Raw genomic sequence first — 21,695 nt, 5'->3', positions numbered from 1 at the left:
CGGGCTGAAGCCCGACCTGTGCTTGAGCCGTGGCTTGTATTCGCGTGGGTGTGCGTCACGCCACGAACTGCAACCGCGCCAGCTCCGCATACAGCCCGCCCTCGGCCAGCAGGCTCTCGTGCGTGCCCTGCGCCACGATGCGGCCGCCATCCAGCACCACGATGCGGTCGGCGCGCTGCACGGTGGCGAGGCGGTGGGCAATGACCAGGGTGGTGCGGCCCTGTTCCAGCCGCGCCAGCGCCTGCTGGATCGCGGCCTCGGATTGCGCGTCCAGCGCCGAGGTGGCTTCGTCGAGCAGCAGCAGCGGCGCGTCGCGCAGGATCGCGCGGGCGATCGCGATGCGCTGGCGCTGGCCACCCGAGAGGCGCACGCCGCGTTCGCCGAGTTCCGCCGCGTAGCCTTCGGGCAGGGCGCGGATGAAGTCGTGCGCCTCGGCGGCGCGGGCGGCCTCGGTCACCTCGTCGTCGCCGGCGTCCTGGCGGCCGAAGCGGATGTTGTCGGCGGCGCTGCCGGCGAAGATCGCGGTCTCCTGCGGCACCAGCGCGATCGCGCCGCGCAGCTCGGGCAGCGCCAGTGCGGTGAGATCCACGCCATCGAACGTGATGCGGCCGGACTGCGGATCGTAGAAGCGCAGCAGCAGCGCCAGCACCGTGCTCTTGCCCGCGCCGGAGGGGCCGACCAGGGCCACCGTCTCGCCGGGCCGGATGTCGAGGTTGAAGTCGTGCAGCGCCGGCGCGTCGGGGCGGGTGGGGTAGTGGAAGCGCACGTGCTCGAAGGAGAGCGCGCCGCTCACCGGGCGCGGCAGCGCCTGCGGCTGCGCGGGACTGGCGATCTCGGCGTGCTCGGCGAACAGTTCGCCGATGCGCTCCATCGCGCCGGCCGCGCGCATCACGTCGCCCCACACCTCGGAAAGCCCTGCCACCGAGCCCGCGGCGAAGATCGCGTACAGCACGAACTGGCCCAGCACGCCGGCGCTCAGCGTGCCGGCCAGCACGTCGCGCGCGCCGGCCCACAGCACCAGGGTGATCGCGCCGAAGAACAGCACGATCACTGCGGCGGTGAGCCAGGCGCGCATGCCGATGCGCGAGCGCGCCGAGGCCAGCGCACGGGTGATCGCACCGGCATAGCGGGTGCTCTCGATGTCCTCGCGCGCATAGGCCTTCACCGCGGGTGCGGCGTTGAGCGTCTCGTTGGCGATCGCCGCGGCGTCGGCGAGGCGGTCCTGGCTGGCGCGCGACAGCTTTTGCACGCGGCGGCCGAACACGAGTATTGGCAGCATCACGGCCGGGATCACCAGCGCGGTGAGGCCGGCGAGGCGCGGGCTGGTCCAGATCATCATCGCGCTGGCGCCCAGCAGCATCACCACGCTGCGCAGCGCCACCGAGATGCCCGAGCCGATCAGCGCCTGCACCACCTCGGTGTCGGTGCCGAGGCGCGAGTTCAGCTCGCCTACGCGGCTCTTCTCGAAGAAGCCCACGTCCAGCCGGATCACGTGCGCGTAGAGCTGGCTGCGCAGCGAGGCCAGCGCGCGTTCGCCCAGCAAGGTGATGCAGAAGTAGCGTGCCGCCGTGGCGACGGCCAGCACCAGCGCCACCGCGAACAGGCCCAGGAAGGTGGCGTTGATCGCGGCGGGATCGGTGTGCTCGAAACCGTGCTCGATGATCTGCCGCGCCGCCATCGGCAGCACCAGGGTGGCGGTGGACGAGATGCCCAGGAACAGCAGCCAGCCCACGGCCAGTCGCCAGTGCGGCTTGAGGAACGGCCACAGCTGGCGCAAGGCGCCGAGACGGCGGGTGGGGCGGGGCGTGGCGGAGTCGCTCATGGACTGGCGTGCAGGATGGGCGGCGGGCCGCGATCCGTTCCAGATGGGGTTGATGCGAGGCGATTCAATCAGGCCGACGCCGCCTGCGTTTCGGCGAGCCGGCGCGAGGTGCCGCGGGCCAGTCGCGTGCGCAGGTGCAGGAACGGTCGCTCGATGGCGTAGTGCAGCAGCGCGCCGGTGACGGCGATCGCCAACGCGTACACGGCGAAGGCGATGAGTCCATGCACCGCAGACCAGTTCGACAATGCATCGTGCACTGAGTGCATGGCCAGCTTGTGGCTCAGGTAGAGGCTGTACGAGATACCGGCGATCCAGCCTGCGCCGGGGATGCGCCAGCGGCCCATCCAGCCGGTGCTGCCGGCCGCGGCAGCCACCAGCAGGGCCAGTCCCGTCGCGAGCAGCGGGAAGCCGAACACGCTGGCGGCGAACGCGGTCTTGTCGCGGAACAGCCAGATGGATGCGCCGACCACCAGCAGGCCAGCGACGGCGAGCGTGTTCGCGCGCCGCTGTGCGGCAGCCCACCAGCGCGGACGGTACGCCTGGATCGTCGCCAGCAGCACGCCAGCCAGCAAGCCGTCCAGCCGCGTCCAGGTCGGGTAGTAGATGCTTTCCAGCCAGTCCTTGCCGTGCAGCACGGCGTAGGCGCGCAGCCCCAAACCGGCCAGCACCACGAGCGCGACGGCGCCGACGACCAGTGCCCGCGACGCACGCCGCGCCAGCCACCACGCCAGCAGCGGAAACAGCAGGTAGAAGTGTTCCTCCACGCACAGTGACCATGCGTGCGAGAACGCCTGGTTGTGCCGGTAGTCGATCAGCAGGTTCAGCGCGAACGTGAGGAACTGCCACGCCGGCTGCATGCCCGGCGCCTCGCGCCAACCGGGGAGCAGCACGTACACCGCCAGCACGACGAAAAACACCGGCAGGATGCGGAACGCGCGGCGCAGGTAGAACGCGCCGAAGCGCAGCGGCTCGCCGCGGCTCAGCGGTGCCAGCAACTGCTGGCCGATCAGGTAACCGCTGAGCACGAAGAACAGGTCCACGCCCATCCAGCCGTAGTCGGCGACGGGCTGGAACCAAGGTACGCCGAGACCGCCGATCATCCACGAGTGGAACAGCATCACCCAGACGATGGCGATGGCGCGCAGCAGGTCGAGGCCGGGCAGGCGTGGCATGGGTTCCCCTGTGGATGTCGGCGCGGCGCGCGTGCATGGCCGCGCAGTGTGCGCAAGGCATCGGCGCTCCTCAAGCCCGGAACATGGCGATTTGCCGGCGCTGCAGCAGGACGTTCAATCCATGCGACGAACCGCGATGCGGCCGCGGCTGAGGTCGGCGATGCGCGCCTCGGCTTCGGCGACGCGCTGCATGGGCAACTCGAATGCCAGCGTCACGCCATCGGCATCGAACTGCTCGCGCGTGATTTCGGCCCCCAGTTCGCGCAAGCGCGCCTTGAACAGGGCCAGCTCCGCGAAATCGCAGCTGAAGCCCAGCCGCGCCATTGTCACGATGGCCACGCGTTCGGCCGTGCGCAGGCATTCCGCCGCGGTGCCGCCGTAGGCGCGGACCAGGCCGCCGGCGCCGAGCTTGATGCCGCCGTACCAGCGCGTCACCACTACCGCGACGCGATCGAAGCCCTGGCCTTCGATCGCCTGCAGGATCGGCCGTCCCGCGGTGCCGCCGGGTTCGCCGTCGTCGTTGAAGCGGTAGTCCTGCCCGATGCGGTACGCCCAGCAATTGTGCGTGGCGTCCGCCGCGGAAACTTCGCGCACGAAGGCCAGTGCCTGCTCCGGCGAGGCCACCGGTGCGGCTTGGGCCAGGAAGCGGCTTTTCTTGATGGACTCCTCGTGGCGACAGGCGGCGACGAGGGTGTGCAGCGGTTCGTTCATGCGCGCAGGGTAGGTGAAGCACGGCATCGCGTCATGCGTTTGCTTTACGCTGCGGGCTTTGCGCCGTGCTGGAGCAAATGCCGATGTCGCTGGATGTGCTGATCGTGCTGGTGCTGCTGGGACTGGCCTTGCGTGCGTTGAAATGGCGGCGCACGGGCGGCGTGGCGCTGGGGCTGGCCGTGCTGCTGTTTCTGGCAACGGGTTGCGGCCTGTTGCCGGCGTGGCTGCTGGGCAGCCTGCAGGGGCCGTATGCACAGCGCCCTGCGATCGCCTGGGCGCCGCGCAACGCCATCGTGCTGTTGGGTGCCGGCGCACAGCGCGCTGCGGATGGCACGGCGGAGCCGGGCGAACCCGCGCACAGCCGCATCAACGAGGTGCTGGCGCTGTATCGCGAGTGCAAGGCCAGCGGCAACGATTGCAAGCTGGAGGTGAGCGGCGGCGATGCCCGACACATCGGCGAGTCGGAAGCCGCGGTATACGCTGCCGCGCTGGAACGCATGGGCGTATCGGCCGGCGACCTGTTGCTGGAACCGCGCAGCATGAACACTTGGCAGAACGCCCAGTTCAGCGCGCCGCTGTTGCACGACTACGGCGCGCAGCGCGTGCTGCTGGTGTCCTCGGCCACGCACCTGCGCCGCGCCAGCCTGTATTTCGCGCACTTCGGCATCGCGACCACACCGGTGCGCAGCGACTGGCTGAAAGAGCGCATGGACTGGTGGCCGCAGTCGTGGAATTTCGCGGTGACCGACCTGGCGCTGCACGAATACGTGGGCGTGCTGCGCTACCACGTCTACAACGCGATGGGCTGGAACGCGCAGGAGACGGAGCCGGGCGCGCCGTAACATGGCGATCCATCGGCATAATGGCGGCGTCGCCCGTCGCTGGAGCATCCATGATCCTGCTTGCGCTGATCGTCCTGCTGGCCTGCGCTGGGCTGGCCGGGCACCTGGGCTGGCGCCGGCTGCGGCTGGCCGGCGTGGCGCTGGCGGTGGCGGCCGTGTTCGCGATCGGCTGCGGCCCGGTGCCGAATCTGCTGCTGCGCGGCTGGCAGGCGCCGTATGCGCATCGCCCGGCGCTGGACTGGGCGCCCGGCAACGCGATCGTGCTGCTCACCGCCAACGCCAACAATCCGCCCGCCGGCGTGCCGGAGCCGGGCCTGGCCGGCTACGTGCGGGTGGCCGAGACGATGTCCTTGTACAACGCCTGCCGTGCCGCCGGCAGGCGGTGCACGGTGCTGGTCAGCGGCGGGGACGCTTACTCCACTGGTGAGCCGTTGGCGCAGGTCTACGGCAAGGCGCTGGTGCGGCTCGGTCTGCCGGCGGCCGACATGGTGTTCGAATCGCGCAGCCGCACCACCTGGCAGAACGCCGAGTTCGCGCGCGCGCCGCTGGCGCGCATCGGCGCGCAGCGGGTGTGGCTGGTCAGCTCGGCGCTGCACCTGCGGCGCGCGGAGTTCGCGTTTCGCCACTTCGGCATCGCGGTCACGCCGGTGCGGGCGGACTATGTGCGCAATGCGTGGTCCTTGTTGCCGCTGGCCGGCAACCTCAGCCTCACCGACCACGCGCTGCACGAGTACGCCGGCATGGCCTTGTACCGCTGGTATGCGTGGCGCCATCGCGCCGAAGCCTCGCCGGAAGCGTCCGCGCCTCCCGCCCACTGATCGTCGGCGCAGCGGAGCGGTCGCGGCGCGAAGCTAGCGCCGCATCACCATCAGCCGCAGCTCGCTCATGTCCTCGATCGCGTAGCGCACGCCCTCGCGGCCAAGGCCGGAGAGCTTCACGCCACCGTAGGGCATGTTGTCCACGCGGAAGCTGGGGATGTCGTTCACCACCACGCCGCCTTGCTCCAGCTCGTCCCAGGCGCGCATGGCGTGCTCCAGACTGTCGGTGAAGATGCCCGCCTGCAGTCCGTAGTCGGAGTCGTTGACCATTGCGACGGCTTCGCTGAACTTCTTGAACGGGGCGAGCAGGGCGAACGGGCCGAAGGCCTCCATGCGGTTCGCCTTGGCGTCGGCCGGCACGTATTCCATCAGCGTGGCGTCCAGCATGTTGCCGTGGCGCTTGCCGCCGCAAAGGATCTTGCCGCCGGCTTTCTTCGCTTCGAGAATCCAGCCATGCAGGCGTTCGGCGGCGGCCTCGTCGATCATCGGGCCGAGGAACACGCTCTTGTCCTTGGGATCGCCGGCCTTGAGCTTCTTCGTGGCCGCGGCGAGCTTGCGCTTCAATGCGTCGTAGACGTCGGTGTGGGCATAGATGCGCTGCACGCCGATGCAGCTCTGGCCGGACTGGTAGAACGCGCCGAAGATCAGCCGCTCGACGACCTTGTCCAGCTTCGGCCCTTGGTCGGCATCGACGATGCAGGCCGCGTTGCCGCCCAGCTCCAGCGTCACCTTCTTGTGCCCCGCGCGGGCCTTGAGGTCCCAGCCGATCTGGCCACCGGTGAAGGAGAGCAGCTTGAAGCGTGGGTCTTCCACCAACGGCGCGGCGTGCGCGCCGTCCAGTGGCAGGATGGAGAACGCGCCCTTCGGCAGGTCGGTCTCGGCCAGCACCGCGCCGATGATCAGTGCGCCAATCGGGGTCTTCTCCGACGGCTTCAGCACGAACGGGCAGCCCGCCGCGATCGCCGGCGCCACCTTGTGCGCCACCAGGTTCAACGGGAAGTTGAACGGCGTGATGAAGGACACCGGCCCGATCGGGACGCGCTTGGTGTAACCGTGGTAGCCATCCAGCCGCGCGGCCAGTTCCAGGTTGATCGTCTCGCCGTTGATGCGTACCGCCTCCTCGGCCGCGATGCGGAAGGTCTCGATCAGCCGCGTTACTTCGCCCGCCGCATCCTTGATCGGTTTGCCCGCCTCGATGCACAGCGCCTCGGCCAGCTCGTCGCGCCGCGCGCTGAAACGGTCCGCGCAGTGCTGCAGCACCGCCTGCCGCGCCCACGGCTTGAATTCGCGCATCGGCTTGGCTGCCTTCACCGCGGCGGCGATCGCCTTTTCGGTGACCTTCGCGTCGGGCATGGCCACGCGGGTGGCCAGCTTGCCGCTGTACTTGTCGTAGACGTCCAGCATGGTCTTCGCGGTCTGCGGCTGGTTGGCGAGGTAGTAGGGGTAGGTCTTGGCTAGCATGGGTTTCTCCGGATCAGACCGCCGCGCTCAGCTGGCGGATTTGTTCGTCGAGAATGCGGTGGTTGTCGGAATAGTCGATGGCCAGGTCGATCAGGTGCACGCCGCCGGCGTCGAATGCCGCGCGCAGCGTGGGCAGGAAGGCTTCGGCGCTGTCCGGCCGATGGCCGTGCGCGCCATGCGCCTCGGCGAACATGACGAAGTCGGGATTGCCGAACTGCATGCCGTAATCGGCGAAGCCCATGTCCGCCTGCTTCCAGCGGATCATGCCGTAGGCGTCGTCGCGCAGCAGCAGGATCACCAGGTCGAGCTTCAACCGTACCGCGGTCTCCAGCTCCTGCGCATTCATCATGAAGCCGCCGTCGCCGCAGATCGCCAGCACCTTGCGGTGCGGATGCACCAGCTTCGCCGCCATCGCCGAGGGCAGGCCGGCGCCCATGGTCGCCAGCGCGTTGTCCAGCAGGATCGTGTTCGGCTGGCGGGCGCGGTAGTAGCGCGCGTACCACAGCTTGTACATGCCGTTGTCCAGGCACAGCACGCCGTCGTCGGGCATGCAGGCACGCGTGTCGGCGACGATGCGCACCGGATGCATCGGAAAGCGCGGGTCGTCGGCGTGTTCCTGCAGCTGCGCATGGAATGCCTTGCGCACCTTGTCGAAGTAGCCGAAATCCCAGTGTGGCTGTTTCTGCAGCGCATCGGTGAGCCGCTCGATGGTGTGCGCGATGTCGCCCACCACCTCGATCTGCGGGAAGTACACCGCATCCACCTCGGCCGTGGCGAAGTTGATGTGGATCACCGTGCGCCGTCCCTTGTGCATGAAGAACGGCGGCTTCTCCACCACGTCGTGGCCCGCGTTGACGATGACGTCGGCGGCGTCGATCGCGCGGTGCACGAAATCGCCGTCGGACAGCGCGGCGTTGCCCAGCCACAGTGGGTGATCCTCGTCCACCACGCCCTTGCCCATTTGCGTGGTGAAGAACGGGATGCCCAGCTTGTCGATGAAGGCGCGCAGCGCCACCGCGGTGCGCTGGCGGTTCGCCGCCGCGCCTATCATCAGGATCGGATGCCTCGCCTGGCTGATCGCCTCGCCGGCCTGCACCAGCGCGGCGTCGTCGGGCGAGGGGCGGCGTGCGTATTCGGTGGGCAGCAGGATCGCGTCGTCCACCTCGTCGCGTGCGACGTCCTCGGGCAGTTCCAGGTGTGCCGCGCCGGGGCGTTCCTCCTCGGCGCGGCGGAACGCCTCGCGTATCCGAGCCGGGATCGTCGCGGCGGATACCAGCTGGCGCGTGTACTTGGTCAGCGGCTGCATCATGTCCACCACATCCACCAGCTGGAACAGGCCCTGCTTGTGCAGGCGGATGGGTTTCTGTCCGGTGATCATCAGCATCGGCATCGCGCCGAGTTGCGCATAGGCCGCCGCGGTGACCAGGTTCGTCGCACCCGGCCCCAGCGTGGACAAGGCCACGCCGGCGTCGCCGGTGAGCCGGCCCCAGGTGGCTGCCATGAAGCCGGCAGCCTGCTCGTGGCGGGTGACGATCAGCTTGATCGACGATTCGCGCAGCGCCTCCACCAGATCGAGATTCTCCTCGCCCGGCACGCCGAAGATGCAGCGCACGCCTTCGGCTTCCAGCGCCTTCACGAACAACGATGCAGCTTTCATGCACGGCCTCCATGGGGAGGCGGCAGGATGCGTGATGCTGCGTTCAGCGCGCGTGAGTGGGCGTCATGCGTCGTCCACGTGCGGCGGCAATGCGCCGTGCCGATGCAGTCAAGCGCTAACGCACGAACCCAGCTTCGCGCTGCGCGCGCACGGCCAGCATGAACACGATGTCGAGGCTGTCCACGTAGCGGTACAGGGCCACGTAGCCATGTTGGCCGACCTCGGGTGCCAGTTCGATGCGGGGCAAGGCTACTTCGAGAGCCTGCGTGGGGTAGGGCGGCGCACAACCTTGCCGGCGGCTTTGCCTTCGAGATAGGCACGCATCGTGTTCCATGAAATCGTCTTGCCGGTGGCGACAATGTGGTCGTAGCGCTGTTCTGCTCCGGCGTCGAAGCCGGCGCGGCGCTCGGCAAGCTCGGCCTTTTCGGCAATGGCCTCAAGAATGAAGCCATGCGGCGTCGTACCCATCTGTTTCGCTGCGGTGGTAACGCGAGACTTCAGGGCATTGGGTAGGCGAATGGTTGTGGTGGCCATGGGGGAGATTAAGCGGCTGCTTGGGGGCGAATGTAGCTCGGATGTGCTACGAAGGGGATGGGAAGATGGACCAACGGTTCGCAGGCACATGTACGATGGCTTGCGAGGAAGTGAGCCTGACTCCGTTCGACCGTTGCCTGCACTTTCGGCGCCAGCAACGGATCATCGCGCGGGTAGATTGAAGGGGAACTAATGGCAAACCATGAACAGAGGCCGATCCTGGTCTGCAACATTGGCTGGATGGCGCGATACGAAGGCCTCGTAGCCCAACCCGACAAGATCGTTGGTGGAGGGCAGTACGTCATTGACGAGGGACGAGGGCATGAATGCTGCAACTTCCTATCCACCCAAGACGGTACCGTTTTTGGTCATTTCGAGACGATCAAAAAAGAAAAGGATCGGCGGGTTAGTCTGGATCGGCTTGGCGCCCCCGCAAACGCAGCAAAGATCGAGCACGTCGATGTTGTCTGGGTCGCGACACATCCCCAGGAACGTGGCCGTCGCGTCATCGGGTACTACTTGGATGCCACGGTCTTTCGGAATCGCCAGCATCACGCCAAGAGCCCGACTGCGCAGCATCGCGCAGACGATATCAAGAGCTATATGGTGACTGCACAAAGTGCCAACGCTGTCCTGCTTCCTTTGGGCGAACGCAATATCCGGTTAAGCAAGGGGCCTGGCTGGATTGGTCAGGCCAGTTGGTGGTTCCCTGAAACAAGTCAGCACGCCGACGTTCCTACATTCCTGAAGCAGGTTCGAGAACTACTTGAAGGCGTCGGGCGAAACGCCGCAAAAAGGAACAGTGCCGGGAAGTGGGGAGGCCAAACTGATCCCGAAAGCAATTCACGTGTCGAGGAAGCCGCTGTTGCTTTCGTCAAGGCGCATTTCAATGACTTTGCGGTCAAGAGTGTCGAGAAGGAAAACTGCGGCTGGGATCTGGAGGTGTACGCCAACGAAAGCACGCCCCGAAAAAGCAAGCCTGAACTCGTCCTTGAAGTCAAAGGCTTGTCTTCAGTGCACTTTCAGGTGGGTATGACGCCGAACGAATTTGACGCACTCAGAAGGCACATGGCCGGAGGTTTGCCTCATTACCGGTTGTGCGTCGTCACAGATGCACTCTCGAATAACCCCACATTGCGTGTCCTTCGCTACGCAGGCGTAGAGGCGGGTTGGGCCGATGATCGGGCTCGGACCGCGGTCTCGTTGGACATCCACGAAAAAACTGCCGCGATCATTTGTTTGAATGAATAAGAAATAAGGTTGGGCTCACTTATCCGCTTGGCTTTGAAGGCTCGCGCTTATCTACATGTAACGCCAACTCCCCATCCGCCAGCCGCGCCCGCAGTTCGCTGCCAGGCTCGACGCCTTGCACCGAACGCAGCACCTTGCCCTCGTTATCGAACAGGATCGCGTAGCCACGTTCCAGCGTGGCCAGCGGGCTCACCGCATGCAGGGTGCGGGCGGCTTGTTGCAGTGTCTGGCGTTCGCGTTCCAGCGTGCGCGTGATGGCCTGGCGCAGGCGTTGCGACTGGGTGGCAAGTCGCTGCTGCTGCAGTGCCAGGCGCTGCCGGGGATGGTGTGCCAGCAGGCGTGCATGCAGGCGATCCAGTCGGGCGTGTTCACCTTGCCGGCGTTCGCGCAGCACGGTGAGCAGGCGGTGTTGCAGGTGGGCGAGGCGTTCGCGGTCGCGCGCCAGCCGCGCCTGCGGTCGTTGTGCCTGCAGGCGTGCGAGTTGGTGATCGACGCGCTGGCCCAGCGCCTGCAGCCGGCGTTGCTCCAGCGTGGCGAGGCGTTGCTGCAGCTGGCGCAGGTGGCGCAGCGTGGTCTGCGCATCGGGCACCAGCAGTTCGGCGGCAGCCGAGGGCGTGGGCGCGCGCAGGTCGGCCACGAAGTCGGCGATGCTGAAGTCCACCTCGTGGCCTACCGCGCTCACCACCGGGATCACGCAGGCGTGGATGGCGCGCGCCACGGCCTCGTCGTTGAAGGCCCACAGGTCTTCCAGTGAGCCGCCGCCGCGGGTGACGAGCAACACGTCGTGGAGCGCGGCGCGCGAGGCCTTGTCGAGCATCGCCACGATGGCGGGTGGCGCCTCGCGACCCTGCACCGGCACCGGCAGCACTTCGACTTCGGCCAGCGGCCAGCGGCGCGACAACACGCTCAGCACGTCGCGGACCGCCGCACCGGTGGCCGAGGTGATCACGCCGATGCGTCGCGCATACCGGGGCAGGGGGCGCTTGCGTGCGGGGTCGAACAGGCCTTCGGCGTCGAGCTTGGCCTTCAGCTGCTCGAAGGCGCGCTGCAGCGCACCTTCGCCGGCCGGTTCCATGGATTCGGCCACCAGCTGGAATTCGCCGCGCGGTTCGTACAGTCCCACGCGTGCACGCAGCAGCACTTGCATGCCGTCGACGGGCTTGAAGCGCAGCGCCGCGTTCTTCGGGCGGAACATCGCGCAGCGCACCTGGGCGCCGCTGTCCTTCAGCGTGAAATACAGATGCCCCGAGGCGGGGCGCGCGACGTTCGACAACTCGCCTTCGATCCACACCAGCGGCAGCGCATCTTCCAGCAGGCCGCGCACCAGCCGGTTCAGCGTGCTGGGGGTGAGGATGTGGCGGGGTGGGGCGGCGTGGTCGTCGGGCGCGTGCATGAGAGCGCGAGCCTAGCACGTCTGGCACTGGCCGCAGAGGCTTGCATAACAGTGGTTTGGCAATGGTTGTGCAGGTAATGTCTTACCCGATTCGCACCGAGTCTCAGCAACCAATATCCGTTCGTGCCGAGCGCAGCTTGCGATAAGCAAGTGCACGCTGGAAGCACCATGGATGGCGCTGGCTTTGAGGAGCGAGGAAGTTGAAGCACCGCCCGTGGATACCCTTCGACTTCGGCGCTACGCGCCTACGCTCAGGGTGAACGGGAAACGATGGATTGAGTTTCGACGCTGATCGGGATGTCTCGTGAGCGGTCAGTCGGTCGAACCCGGCTTGCGGCGCCGTTCGCGCCAGGCGCGGATGGCGAGGTTCAGCGCCAGCCACGCGCAGATCACGCCCAGCGGCCAAGCCAGCACGGCCGGCCACCGCCACCCCACGACGGCGAGCAGCAGCAGGGTCAGCGCGCCCAACGCAAGCGGGCCGGCGTCGGCGCGGCCCAGCACGCGCTGGTCGATCAGTGCCGCGCCCATGCGGTTGGCGAGCCGGATCGCGCCGGTGGCGGCGCGGCTGGAGCTGCCGCCGTCGTGATGGGCGCGCGGTGGTCGTTCGCTGGCGCCGCGCAGCTTGTCGCGACGATGACGGCGCGGGCTCAGCACGATCTCGGTGGCGTGGCACAGGTCTTGTTCGTACTGCGCGGCGAGTTGCGCGGCGAAGCCGGCGTCCTCGATCGCCACGTCGATCTCGCGGTTGCTCAGCCAACTGGCGAGGTTGAGGTTGGACGAACCTACCCGCGCCCATTGGCCGTCGGCCACGGCAGTCTTCGCGTGCAGCATCGAGCCGTTCCACTCGAACACGCGGATGCCGGCCTGGAGCAGCGGCCGATAGCCCGAGCGCGACAGGCTGGCCACCATGGGAATGTCGCTGGTGCCCGGCACCAGCAGGCGCACGTCCACGCCGTCGCGCGCGGCGGCCGTCAGTGCCTGCACGTAGGGCGCGGTGCCCACGAAGTAGGCGTCGGTGAGCCAAAGCGTCTTGCGCGCCAGCGCGGCGATCATCTGGTCGAGTCGGTAGATGCCGGCACTGGCGGGTTGCGTCGCGATCAGGCGCAGCGCCACGTTGCCGGCCGCGCTGTCACCGGTCGCCGCGAAGGCCGGCAACTCGGCACCGGTCTCGGCCCAGCTCTGCGCGAACGCCGCCTGCATCTCCGCCACCACGGGGCCGCGCAGCGCCACGCCGGTGTCGCGCCAGGGCGGTACGCCGCGTCGCGTGTCGCCCAGCCATTTCGCGCTGATGCATACGCCGGAGAGGAAGCCTTGCATGCCGTCCACCACCAGCAGCTTGCGGTGGTCGCGGCTGATCCAGCCGAACGGCCGGCCCAGATGCGGCGGATTGAAGACGCGCACCTGCCCGCCGGCCGCGCGCAGCGGTTGCCAGAACGCTCGACCCGAGGCGCCCAGGCAGCCCATCCAGTCGGCCACCACGGCCACGAACACGCCAGAGCGCGCGCGCTCGGCCAGCGCATCGCGGAACGCGCGGCCGACCTGGTCGTCGCGGATGATGTAGTTCTCCAGCAGCACGCAGCGTTGTGCGCCGCGGATCGCGGCCAGCCAGGACGCGAAATGCGCTTCGGCGTCGATCAGCAACTCCACTGCGTTGCCACCCAGCAGCGGTGCGCCAGCGCTGCGGCTCAGCGCCTGTTCGGCCAGCAGACGGGTGGCGGGAGACGACAATGGCGAAGTCGCGGGCATGGCGGGAGTGTGCCATGCCGCGCGACCCGGTTTCGCCGTGCGGTCATGGGCGTTCCGCTATGCTTGGCGCCTGCGCCGCGACGTCGAGCGGCGGAATCTTCCCCGGTTGCCTGCATGAACGAATCCTCTACCCCGAAACCGCGTGCGGCCGAGCCGATGGCGCGTCGTCCCAGCGTTGGCGTGCAGATCGGCAAGGTGCTGGTGGGCGGCGGCGCACCCATCGTGGTGCAGTCGATGACGAACACCGACACCGAGGATCCGGCCAGCACCGCGAAGCAGATCGCCGAGCTGGCGCGCGCCGGTTCCGAACTGGTGCGCATCACGGTGAACACGCCGGCCGCTGCCGCCGCGGTGCCGCGCATCGCCGAGCGGTTGGCGATGATGGGTGTGGAGGTGCCGATCATCGGCGACTTCCACTACAACGGCCACCAGCTGCTGGAAGCCGAACCCGCCTGCGCCGAGGTGCTGGCGAAGTACCGCATCAACCCCGGCAACGTGGGCTTCGGCAAGAAGAAGGACGCGCAGTTCGGCGCGATCATCGAGAAGGCGATCCAGTACGGCAAGCCGGTGCGCATCGGCGCGAACTGGGGTTCGCTGGACCAGGCGATGGTCGCCACCTTGATGGACGAGAACCACACCCGCGCCGAGCCGTGGGACGCCTCGCACGTGGCGCGCGAGGCGCTGATCCGCTCGGCGCTGGATTCGGCGGTGCTGGCGGAGAAGATCGGCCTGCCGCGCGAGCGCATCATCCTGTCGTGCAAGGTCTCGGGCGTGCAGGAGCTGATCGCGGTGTACCGCGACCTCGCCGCGCGCTGCGACTACGCGCTGCATCTCGGCCTCACCGAGGCCGGCATGGGTTCCAAGGGCATCACCGCTTCGAGCGCAGCTCTCGCCGTGTTGTTGCAGGAAGGCATCGGCGACACCATCCGCATCTCGCTCACGCCGGAGCCGGGCGCCTCGCGCACCGGCGAGGTGATCGTGGCGCAGGAGCTGCTGCAGACCATGGGGCTGCGCTCGTTCGCGCCGCTGGTCACCGCCTGTCCGGGCTGCGGCCGCACCACCAGCGAGTTCTTCCAGGAACTGGCGAAGACCGTGCAGGAGCACGTGCGCGAGCAGATGCCGCTGTGGCGGGTGAAGTACGACGGCGTGGAGAACCTCACGCTGGCGGTGATGGGTTGCATCGTCAACGGGCCGGGCGAATCCAAGCACGCGAACATCGGCATTTCCCTGCCGGGCAACGGCGAGGCGCCGGCGGCGCCGGTGTTCATCGACGGCGAGAAGGCGATGACCTTGCGCGGCGACCACATCGCCAGCGAGTTCGTGGGCATCCTCGACGACTACGTGGCGCGCAAGTACGCCAGCCGCGCCGGTTGAGCACGGCGCGTACCGCTTCAAGATTCCGACAACGACACGCTGGAACCGAGCATGAGCGATCTGCCCCACTGCCCGATGTGCAACTCCGCCTACACCTACGAGGACGGCGGCCTGCTGGTCTGCCCCGAGTGCGCGCACGAATGGTCGAGGGAAGCGGCCGCCGCCGCCGAAGGCGACGAGCTGGTGGTGATGGACGCCAACGGCAACCGGCTGACCGACGGCGACAAAGTCACGGTGATCAAGGATCTCAAGGTCAAGGGCTCGTCCCTCGTGGTCAAGGTCGGCACCAAGGTCAAGAACATCCGCCTGGTCGAAGGCGACCATGACATCGACTGCAAGGTCGACGGCATCGGCCCGATGAAGCTGAAGTCGGAGTTCGTGCGCAAGGCCTGAACCGGCGCGCCTGTACCTGGGCATACGGTGAGCGAATCCGGCAAGCTGGGGGCGGCGGTTGAGAGGTTCATCGCAGGATCGGTGGGCGCGCCTCGACGGCCGCGCCGGGGCGTGGCCGAATACACACTTCCAACAGGGGGAATCGCAGCCATGCGGATGAGTCCGCCACTGCGCATCGCGGGTGTTTACGTGTTGTTCGCGGCGATCTGGATCTGGTGCTCCGACCGCGCGCTGGATGCGCTGGTGCCGGACGTGGGCCTGCGCATGGAGTTGCAGACGCTGAAGGGCTGGGTCTTCGTGCTGGTCACCGGCGCGATGCTGTACTGGATGATCCGGAAGGACGTGCGACGACTGCAGCTAGGCAACCGTCGGCTGCGCCAGGGGCGCGAACAGGCCTTGCGCGTGCTGGTGACGGCGATGGACGTGCGCCACCAGGAGACCGGTCATCACTCCGAGCGCGTGGCGCGCATGGCTACCGAGCTGGCGCGGCTGGACGGCGTGCGCGGCCGTGCGCTGGATGAGCTTCGGCTGGGCGCGTTGCTGCACGACATCGGCAAGCTGGCGCTGCCCGATACCATCCTCACCAAGCCCGGCCCGCTGGACGAGGGCGAGATCGCGTTGATGCGCCAGCACCCGCGGATCGGCCACGAGCTGCTGCAGCAGGTGGATTTCCTGCGCGGCTCCAGCGCGGTGCCGTACGGCCATCACGAGCGCTGGGACGGTGGCGGTTACCCGCAAGGCCTGCGCGGCGAGGCGATTCCGCTGGCCGCGCGCATCTTCAGCGTGATCGACGTGTGGGATGCGCTGATCACCGAGCGCGCGTACAAGCCGGCCTGGCCGGAGGCGCAGGTGCTCGACTACCTGCGCGAGGTCGCCGGCAGCCAGCTCGACCCGCGTCTGGTCGAGCTGTTCCTCGCCCATTACGCGACGTTGAAGCAGGCGGCGCCGGCTCAGCAGGTCGCCTGAGTCGCGCCCGGCTGGGGCAGCAGCGCTGCGGCATCGGCCCAGCTACTCACACGGCCGGGCAGGGCGGCAAGGCGCGTGGCCTCATGCAGATAGCGTTCGCGCGGGATCTCCTCGGCGCCCAGGCCCAGGGTGTGCGCATTCGCCACCTGCGCGTCGATCAGCGGCCAGCCCCACTGCTGCAGCAGGCCGGCCAGCGCCACCAGCGCAAGCTTGGAGCCGCCGCTCTCGGCGCTGAACATCGACTCGCCGCAGAACAGCTGGCCGATGGCCAGGCCGTAGACACCGCCGACCAGCCGCGTGCCGTCCCACACCTCGACACTGTGCGCGTGGCCGAGCCGGTGCAGCGCGACGTAGGCATCGATCATCTCGGGCAGAATCCAGGTGCCCGCATGGCCGTCGCGCGGCGCGGCGCAGGCATGGATCACCGCCTCGAATGCGCGATCCACGCTCACCTGCCACGGCTTGCCGCGCAGCTGCCGGCGCAGGCTGCGGTTGATGTGCAGCGCCCCGGTGCGGAACACGCAGCGCGGGTCGGGCGACCACCACAGGATCGGTTCCTCTTCGCCGTACCACGGGAAGATGCCTTGGCCATAGGCGGCCAGCAGCCGCGCGGGCGTGAGGTCGCCGCCGAACGCCAGCAGGCCGTTCGGCTCGTGCAAGGCCGTGCGCGGATCGGGAAAGCGTTCGGGGGCGGCGGGGTCGAGTTCGTGCAGGCGGATCATCGCGCACCGCCTTGCGCATACGGGCTGCGCGCAGCCAGCTCCTGCGCGTAATCGTCCATCGATTCGGCTTCGTGCCGCAGCGCCTCGCGCACGGCGGTTCGGAAGCCTTCGTGCAGCAGCAGGTGCCGCGACTGCGTGCGCACGGGCAGGAAGCCGCGCGCCAGCTTGTGCTCGCCCTGCGCGCCGGGTTCGAAGCGCTGCAGGCCGCGTGCGATCGCGTGCTCGATGCCGCGGTAGTAGCACAGCTCGAAATGCAGGCCGGGTGTTTCGATGCGGCTGCCCCAGTAGCGGCCGTACAGCGCGCCATCGCCTTCGAGGAACAGCGCCATCGCCGCGATGCCGTCCGCATCGTGCGCCAGTGCCAGCTGCGCCAGGCCGCCCAGCGTGCCGAGTCGGTGGAAGAACGCAGGCGTCAACGCGGCGTGGTTGCCCTTGGCGTCGAAGGTGGCGAGGTAGAGCGCATGCACCGTGTCCCATTCGGCCGCGTCCAGCGTGTCGCCGCCGCGCCATTCCACACGCAGCCCGCTGGCGGCGACGTGGGCGCGTTCGTGGCGGATGTTCGCGCGTTTCTTGTGGTTGAGCGCGGCAAGGAAATCGTCGAAGTCGCGCCAGTTCCGGTTGTGCCAATGGAACTGCACGTCGCCGCGGGCCAGCCAGTCCGCGCCGAAGGCGGCGGCTTCGTCGTTGCACAGGAAATTCGCGTGCACCGAGGACAGCTGCAGGCGCTGGGCTTCGCGGCGCATCGCCGCGACCAGCGCGCGCTGCAGCGTGGCGTCGCCGCGGGCGAGCAGGCGCGGGCCGGGGATCGGCGAGTAGGGCACGCCGCACAGCAGCTTGGGGTAGTAGTCGCCGCCGGCGCGCTCCCAGGCCGCGGCCCAGCTCCAGTCGAACACGAACTCGCCATGCGAGTTGCCCTTGAGGTACAGCGGCGCGGCGGCGCGCAGCCGGCCGTGTTCGTACAGCCCGAGATGGTGCGCTTGCCAGCCCCAGGCGGGGCGGATGCAACCCGAGTCTTCCAGCGCGTGCAGGAAGGCGTGCGCGACGAAAGGGTTGCCGTCGGGGCGCAACGCGTCCCAGTCGGCGGCCGGGACGTCGGCGATGTTCTCGTGGAAGCGTGCTTCGATCACGGCACGATGATGCCAGCTATCCATGGCGCCGCTCCGGCGTACCGGAGCGGCAGGGCGTCCTGCATCAACCCACCGGCTTCTGCTGGTCCAGCCAGCGCTCGGCGTCCAGCGCGGCCATGCAGCCGAAGCCGGCCGAGGTGATCGCCTGGCGATAGACGTGGTCGGCCACGTCGCCGGCGGCGAACACGCCGGGCACCGAGGTCGCCGTGGCCATGCCGCTCTGGCCGCTGTGGATCCGGATGTAGCCGTCGTGCATCTCCAGTTGACCTTCGAAGATGCCGGTGTTCGGCGTGTGGCCGATCGCCACGAAGAAGCCGGTGGCGGCGATGTCGCGGGTGGCGTCGGAGTTGACATCCTTCACGCGCACGCCGGTGACGCCGGAGTCGTCGCCCAGCACCTCGTCCACGGCGTGGTTCCACACCAACTCGATCTTGCCGGCGGCGGCCTTCTCGAACAGCTTGTCCTGCATGATCTTCTCGGCGCGCAGCTTGTCGCGGCGATGGACCAGGTAGACCTTGCTGGCGATGTTGGACAGGTACAGCGCTTCCTCGACCGCGGTGTTGCCGCCGCCGATCACCACCACCACCTGCTCGCGGAAGAAGAAGCCGTCGCAGGTGGCGCAGGCGGACACGCCCTTGCCCTTGAACTTCTCCTCGCTGGCGATGCCGAGGTACTTCGCGGTGGCGCCGGTGGCGATGATCAGGGCGTCCGTGGTGTACTCGCCGGAGTCGCCCTTGAGCCGGAACGGGCGCTGCTTCAGGTCCACCGTGTGGATGTGGTCGAAGATCATCTCGGTGTGGAAGCGCTCGGCGTGCTCGGCCATGCGCTGCATCAGCGCCGGACCCTGCAGGCCTTCCACGTCGCCCGGCCAGTTGTCCACGTCGGTGGTGGTCATCAGCTGGCCGCCCTGCTGCAGGCCGGTGATCATGGTTGGCTTGAGGTTGGCGCGCGCGGCGTACACCGCAGCGGTGTAGCCGGCCGGGCCGGAGCCGAGGATCAGCAGGCGGGTGTGCTTGGGGGTGGCGGTCATTGCGCGGGTTCCTCAGGGTGGTCGGCGGTCTGCGTGGCTGTTCGCCGCGACCGCCGCGAAGGTTGCATCGGTCGGGATGCCGATCCGCAAGGATGGGGAAGGCGGGCGGCCGATTCAAGGGATGCGTTTGTCGCATGGTTCGCCGCGGCGGGCGCGCAAGTGCTTGATCGGCCGAAGCGGGCGGGGCATGCACCGGGCCTGCTGACGCGAAAATCGCCAGCAGGGCGGTTTTTCGGGATTCCCTGTGTAGACTTGCCGGGAATTCGCACTCAAGGAAGCCCGTCCCGGTGGCGCGCAGCGCAAACGTCAAACAGAAAAAGGAACGCACCCCGCTCAGCGACGAGCTGAAGCGTCGCCTGCGCGAAGCGGGCGCCCTGGTGCTGCTGCCGCTGGCGCTGTACCTGCTGGTCTGCCTGTTCAGCTATGACGCCCAGGATCCGAGCTGGTCGCATGTCGGCGCGGCGGCGCACGTGCACAACCTGGGCGGCACGGTGGGCGCCTACGTGGCCGACCTGCTGCGCTACCTGTTCGGCGGCGTGGCGTATTTCTTCCCGCTCTTGTTGTTGCTGCTCGGCGTGCAGGTGCTGCGCCAGCGCGGCGTGCAGCCGGTGCATCCCTGGGAATCCTCGCTGCGCCTGATCGGCGCGGTGTTTTTCTTCATCACCGCGCCGGGCCTGTGCTGGTTGAATTTCCGGCAGAGCACGATGGAGCCGCAAGGCGCCGGCGGCGTGATCGGCAGCGCGGTGGCGCATGGCCTGCTTGCCGCGTTCGGCGAGAAGGGCGCGCCGCTGCTGCTGCTGGCGCTGTTCCTGGTGGCGGTGACGCTGGCTACCGGGCTGTCCTGGTTCAAGCTGATGGATTGGACCGGACAGGCCACGCTGCGCGTGGTCGAGTGGCTGCGCGGCAAGCTGCGCGCGGCGCCCGATGCGCTCAAGGCGCAGCAGGCGCGCGCCGAGCGCGAGACGGCGAAGAAGGTCGAGGCGGTGAAGCAGGCCAAGCGCGAGCCGGTGCGCATCGAGACGCCGCCGGCGCCGGTGGCGAAGAGCGAGCGCGCGAAGCTGGAAACGCAGATCCCGCTGTTCACCGGCGCCTCCGCGCCCGGCGAGCTGCCGCCGCTGTCGCTGCTGGACGAGGCGCCGGAACAGGGCCCGGGCTACTCGGAAGAGACGCTGGAGGTGCTGTCGCGCCAGGTCGAGCTGAAGCTCAAGGATTTCCGCATCGAGGCCAAGGTGGTGGGCGTGTATCCCGGCCCGGTGATCACCCGCTTCGAGCTGGAGCCGGCCGCGGGCGTGCGCGGCTCGCAGGTGTCCAGCCTGGACAAGGACATCGCGCGCGGGCTGTCCGTGGTCAGCGTGCGCGTGGTGGACGTGATCCCCGGCAAGAACGTGATCGGCCTGGAGATCCCCAACACCCGCAAGCAGATCGTCTACCTGTCGGAGATCCTGCGTTCGGACAAGTACGACCAGCTGAAGTCGCCGCTGGCGCTGGCGCTGGGCAAGGACATCGGCGGCAAACCGGTGGTGGTGGATCTGGCCAAGATGCCGCACCTGCTGGTAGCCGGCACCACCGGTTCGGGCAAGTCCGTGGCGGTGAACGCGATGGTGCTGAGCCTGTTGTACAAGGCCAGCCCGAAAGACGTGCGGATGATCATGATCGACCCGAAGATGCTGGAGCTCAGCGTCTACGAGGGCATCCCGCACCTGCTGGCGCCGGTCGTGACGGACATGAAGGAGGCCGCGAACGCGCTGCGCTGGTGCGTGGCCGAGATGGAGCGCCGCTACAAGCTGATGGCCGCGGTGGGCGTACGCAACCTCGGCGGCTTCAACAAGAAGATCAAGGATGCCGAGAACGCCGGACAGCCCTTGCTCGATCCGCTGTTCCGTCCGAATCCCGAGATGCCGAACCTCGCCGCGGAGCCGCTGGAGCCGCTGCCGTACATCGTGATCATCATCGACGAGTTCGCCGACATGATGATGATCGTGGGCAAGAAGGTGGAGGAGCTGATCGCCCGCCTCGCCCAGAAGGCGCGCGCCGCCGGCGTGCACCTGGTGCTGGCCACGCAGCGCCCGTCGGTGGACGTGATCACCGGCCTCATCAAGGCGAACATCCCCACCCGCATCGCATTCCAGGTGTCGAGCAAGATCGACTCGCGCACGATCCTCGATCAGTCCGGCGCGGAAGCGCTGCTCGGTCACGGCGACATGCTCTACCTGCCGCCCGGCACCGCCACGCCCGAACGCGTGCACGGCGCCTTCGTGGACGACCACGAGGTGCATGGCGTGGTGAACTGGCTGAAGGCGCAAGGCGGTCCGCAGTACATCGAGGGCGTGCTGGAGGAAGTGCAGGCCACGTCGGACGGCAAGTTCATCAACGACGCCGGCCTGCCGCAGGAAGGCGAGGAAGGCGGCGACGCCGACACCCAGCTCTACGACAAGGCCGTGGCCATCGTCACCCAGACCCGCCGTGCCTCGATCTCCGGCGTGCAACGGCATCTGCGCATCGGCTACAACCGCGCCGCGCGCCTGATCGAACAGATGGAGCAGGACGGCGTGGTCAGCGCCCCCCAGCACAACGGCAACCGCGAGGTGCTGGCGCCGCCGCCACCGCGGGATTGATGCGTGCCGTCGGTCAGACGTCCTGATTGGATACGACGTTCAGCCGGTGTCCCGCCGTTCG

Annotated in this window: 19 protein-coding genes; 7 read left to right on the top strand and 12 right to left on the bottom strand. The window is 68.2% G+C overall.

The features are described 5' to 3' along the window. Window positions 1-55 precede the first annotated feature (55 nt). From AB7878_RS00755 to AB7878_RS00745, 3 genes are all read right to left on the bottom strand, one after another. Entirely contained in the window at window positions 56-1,822 is a 1,767-nt protein-coding gene (locus AB7878_RS00755; protein ID WP_369492534.1) for an ABC transporter transmembrane domain-containing protein, read from the bottom strand. Between the two features lie 68 nt (window positions 1,823-1,890). Further along, a complete protein-coding gene (locus AB7878_RS00750) occupies window positions 1,891-2,994 on the bottom strand; it encodes an acyltransferase family protein (RefSeq protein ID WP_369492533.1) in 1,104 nt (367 codons plus the stop codon). A 114-nt stretch (window positions 2,995-3,108) separates the two neighbouring features. Continuing rightward, window positions 3,109-3,705, bottom strand: a complete 597-nt coding sequence (locus AB7878_RS00745) for an IMPACT family protein (protein WP_369492532.1) — start codon at window positions 3,703-3,705, stop codon at window positions 3,109-3,111. 83 nt (window positions 3,706-3,788) lie between these two features. Between AB7878_RS00745 and AB7878_RS00740 the strand changes: the two genes are divergently transcribed. Together AB7878_RS00740 and AB7878_RS00735 are read left to right on the top strand one after the other, a co-directional pair. After that, window positions 3,789-4,547 (top strand): YdcF family protein, encoded by a 759-nt coding sequence (locus AB7878_RS00740; protein ID WP_369492531.1) that lies wholly within the window; start codon window positions 3,789-3,791, stop codon window positions 4,545-4,547. A 50-nt stretch (window positions 4,548-4,597) separates the two neighbouring features. After that, the gene (locus tag AB7878_RS00735) at window positions 4,598-5,365 is read left to right on the top strand and encodes a YdcF family protein (protein ID WP_369492530.1); all 768 of its coding nucleotides are present in this window, start codon (window positions 4,598-4,600) and stop codon (window positions 5,363-5,365) included. 33 nt (window positions 5,366-5,398) lie between these two features. Here the strand turns inward: AB7878_RS00735 and AB7878_RS00730 are convergent, their stop codons facing one another. From AB7878_RS00730 to AB7878_RS00715, 4 genes are all read right to left on the bottom strand, one after another. Beyond that, entirely contained in the window at window positions 5,399-6,826 is a 1,428-nt protein-coding gene (locus AB7878_RS00730; RefSeq protein ID WP_369492529.1) for an aldehyde dehydrogenase family protein, read from the bottom strand. Window positions 6,827-6,839: 13 nt separating this feature from the next. After that, window positions 6,840-8,483, bottom strand: a complete 1,644-nt coding sequence (locus AB7878_RS00725) for an acetolactate synthase large subunit (protein ID WP_369492528.1) — start codon at window positions 8,481-8,483, stop codon at window positions 6,840-6,842. A gap of 115 nt (window positions 8,484-8,598) precedes the next feature. After that, window positions 8,599-8,730 (bottom strand): hypothetical protein, encoded by a 132-nt coding sequence (locus AB7878_RS00720; RefSeq protein WP_369492527.1) that lies wholly within the window; start codon window positions 8,728-8,730, stop codon window positions 8,599-8,601. A 2-nt stretch (window positions 8,731-8,732) separates the two neighbouring features. Continuing rightward, on the bottom strand, window positions 8,733-9,017 hold the full coding sequence (locus tag AB7878_RS00715; RefSeq protein ID WP_369492526.1) for a CopG family transcriptional regulator: 285 nt from the start codon (window positions 9,015-9,017) through the stop codon (window positions 8,733-8,735). Window positions 9,018-9,209: 192 nt separating this feature from the next. Here AB7878_RS00715 and AB7878_RS00710 point away from each other — a divergent pair, with 192 nt between their 5' ends. Next, complete coding sequence (locus AB7878_RS00710; RefSeq protein WP_369492525.1) at window positions 9,210-10,268, top strand: protein NO VEIN domain-containing protein; 1,059 nt, start codon at window positions 9,210-9,212, stop codon at window positions 10,266-10,268. Between the two features lie 19 nt (window positions 10,269-10,287). Here AB7878_RS00710 and xseA read toward each other — a convergent pair whose 3' ends face one another. Further along, window positions 10,288-11,661 (bottom strand): exodeoxyribonuclease VII large subunit, encoded by a 1,374-nt coding sequence (xseA, locus tag AB7878_RS00705; protein WP_369492524.1) that lies wholly within the window; start codon window positions 11,659-11,661, stop codon window positions 10,288-10,290. 312 nt (window positions 11,662-11,973) lie between these two features. Next, the gene (locus AB7878_RS00700) at window positions 11,974-13,407 is read right to left on the bottom strand and encodes a phospholipase D-like domain-containing protein (RefSeq protein ID WP_369492523.1); all 1,434 of its coding nucleotides are present in this window, start codon (window positions 13,405-13,407) and stop codon (window positions 11,974-11,976) included. 114 nt (window positions 13,408-13,521) lie between these two features. Here AB7878_RS00700 and ispG point away from each other — a divergent pair, with 114 nt between their 5' ends. The 3 genes from ispG to AB7878_RS00685 all read left to right on the top strand — a co-directional run bounded on the left by ispG (window position 13,522) and on the right by AB7878_RS00685 (window position 16,140). Further along, window positions 13,522-14,781, top strand: coding sequence for a flavodoxin-dependent (E)-4-hydroxy-3-methylbut-2-enyl-diphosphate synthase (gene ispG, locus AB7878_RS00695; RefSeq protein WP_369492522.1), 1,260 nt, complete (start codon window positions 13,522-13,524; stop codon window positions 14,779-14,781). A 51-nt stretch (window positions 14,782-14,832) separates the two neighbouring features. Further along, window positions 14,833-15,174: a zinc ribbon domain-containing protein YjdM gene (locus AB7878_RS00690; protein ID WP_369492521.1), complete on the top strand. Its 342-nt coding sequence runs from the start codon at window positions 14,833-14,835 to the stop codon at window positions 15,172-15,174. Between the two features lie 156 nt (window positions 15,175-15,330). Continuing rightward, entirely contained in the window at window positions 15,331-16,140 is an 810-nt protein-coding gene (locus tag AB7878_RS00685) for an HD-GYP domain-containing protein (RefSeq protein ID WP_369492520.1), read from the top strand. On the opposite strand, the gene aat is transcribed toward AB7878_RS00685, so the two are convergent. The 3 genes from aat to trxB are packed head-to-tail and all read right to left on the bottom strand — an operon-like array spanning window position 16,125 to window position 19,019. After that, window positions 16,125-16,862 carry a leucyl/phenylalanyl-tRNA--protein transferase gene (aat, locus tag AB7878_RS00680; RefSeq protein ID WP_369492519.1) on the bottom strand — a complete coding sequence of 246 codons (738 nt, stop codon included), beginning with the start codon at window positions 16,860-16,862 and terminating at the stop codon, window positions 16,125-16,127. The genes AB7878_RS00685 and aat overlap by 16 nt on opposite strands. Continuing rightward, a complete protein-coding gene (locus AB7878_RS00675; RefSeq protein ID WP_369492518.1) occupies window positions 16,859-18,013 on the bottom strand; it encodes a GNAT family N-acetyltransferase in 1,155 nt (384 codons plus the stop codon). Before AB7878_RS00675 ends, aat begins: the two co-directional genes overlap by 4 nt. Before the next feature lie 40 nt (window positions 18,014-18,053). Then, window positions 18,054-19,019 carry a thioredoxin-disulfide reductase gene (gene trxB, locus AB7878_RS00670; protein WP_369492517.1) on the bottom strand — a complete coding sequence of 322 codons (966 nt, stop codon included), beginning with the start codon at window positions 19,017-19,019 and terminating at the stop codon, window positions 18,054-18,056. A 287-nt stretch (window positions 19,020-19,306) separates the two neighbouring features. Here trxB and AB7878_RS00665 point away from each other — a divergent pair, with 287 nt between their 5' ends. Then, window positions 19,307-21,634 carry a DNA translocase FtsK gene (locus tag AB7878_RS00665; protein WP_369492516.1) on the top strand — a complete coding sequence of 776 codons (2,328 nt, stop codon included), beginning with the start codon at window positions 19,307-19,309 and terminating at the stop codon, window positions 21,632-21,634. Window positions 21,635-21,695: the final 61 nt, after the last annotated feature.

The sequence above is a fragment of the Rhodanobacter humi genome (genome assembly GCF_041107455.1).
Lineage (GTDB): Bacteria > Pseudomonadota > Gammaproteobacteria > Xanthomonadales > Rhodanobacteraceae > Rhodanobacter_A.
The sequence above is the reverse complement of the archived record's forward strand: the minus strand, read 5'-3'. Positions and strand labels throughout refer to the sequence as shown.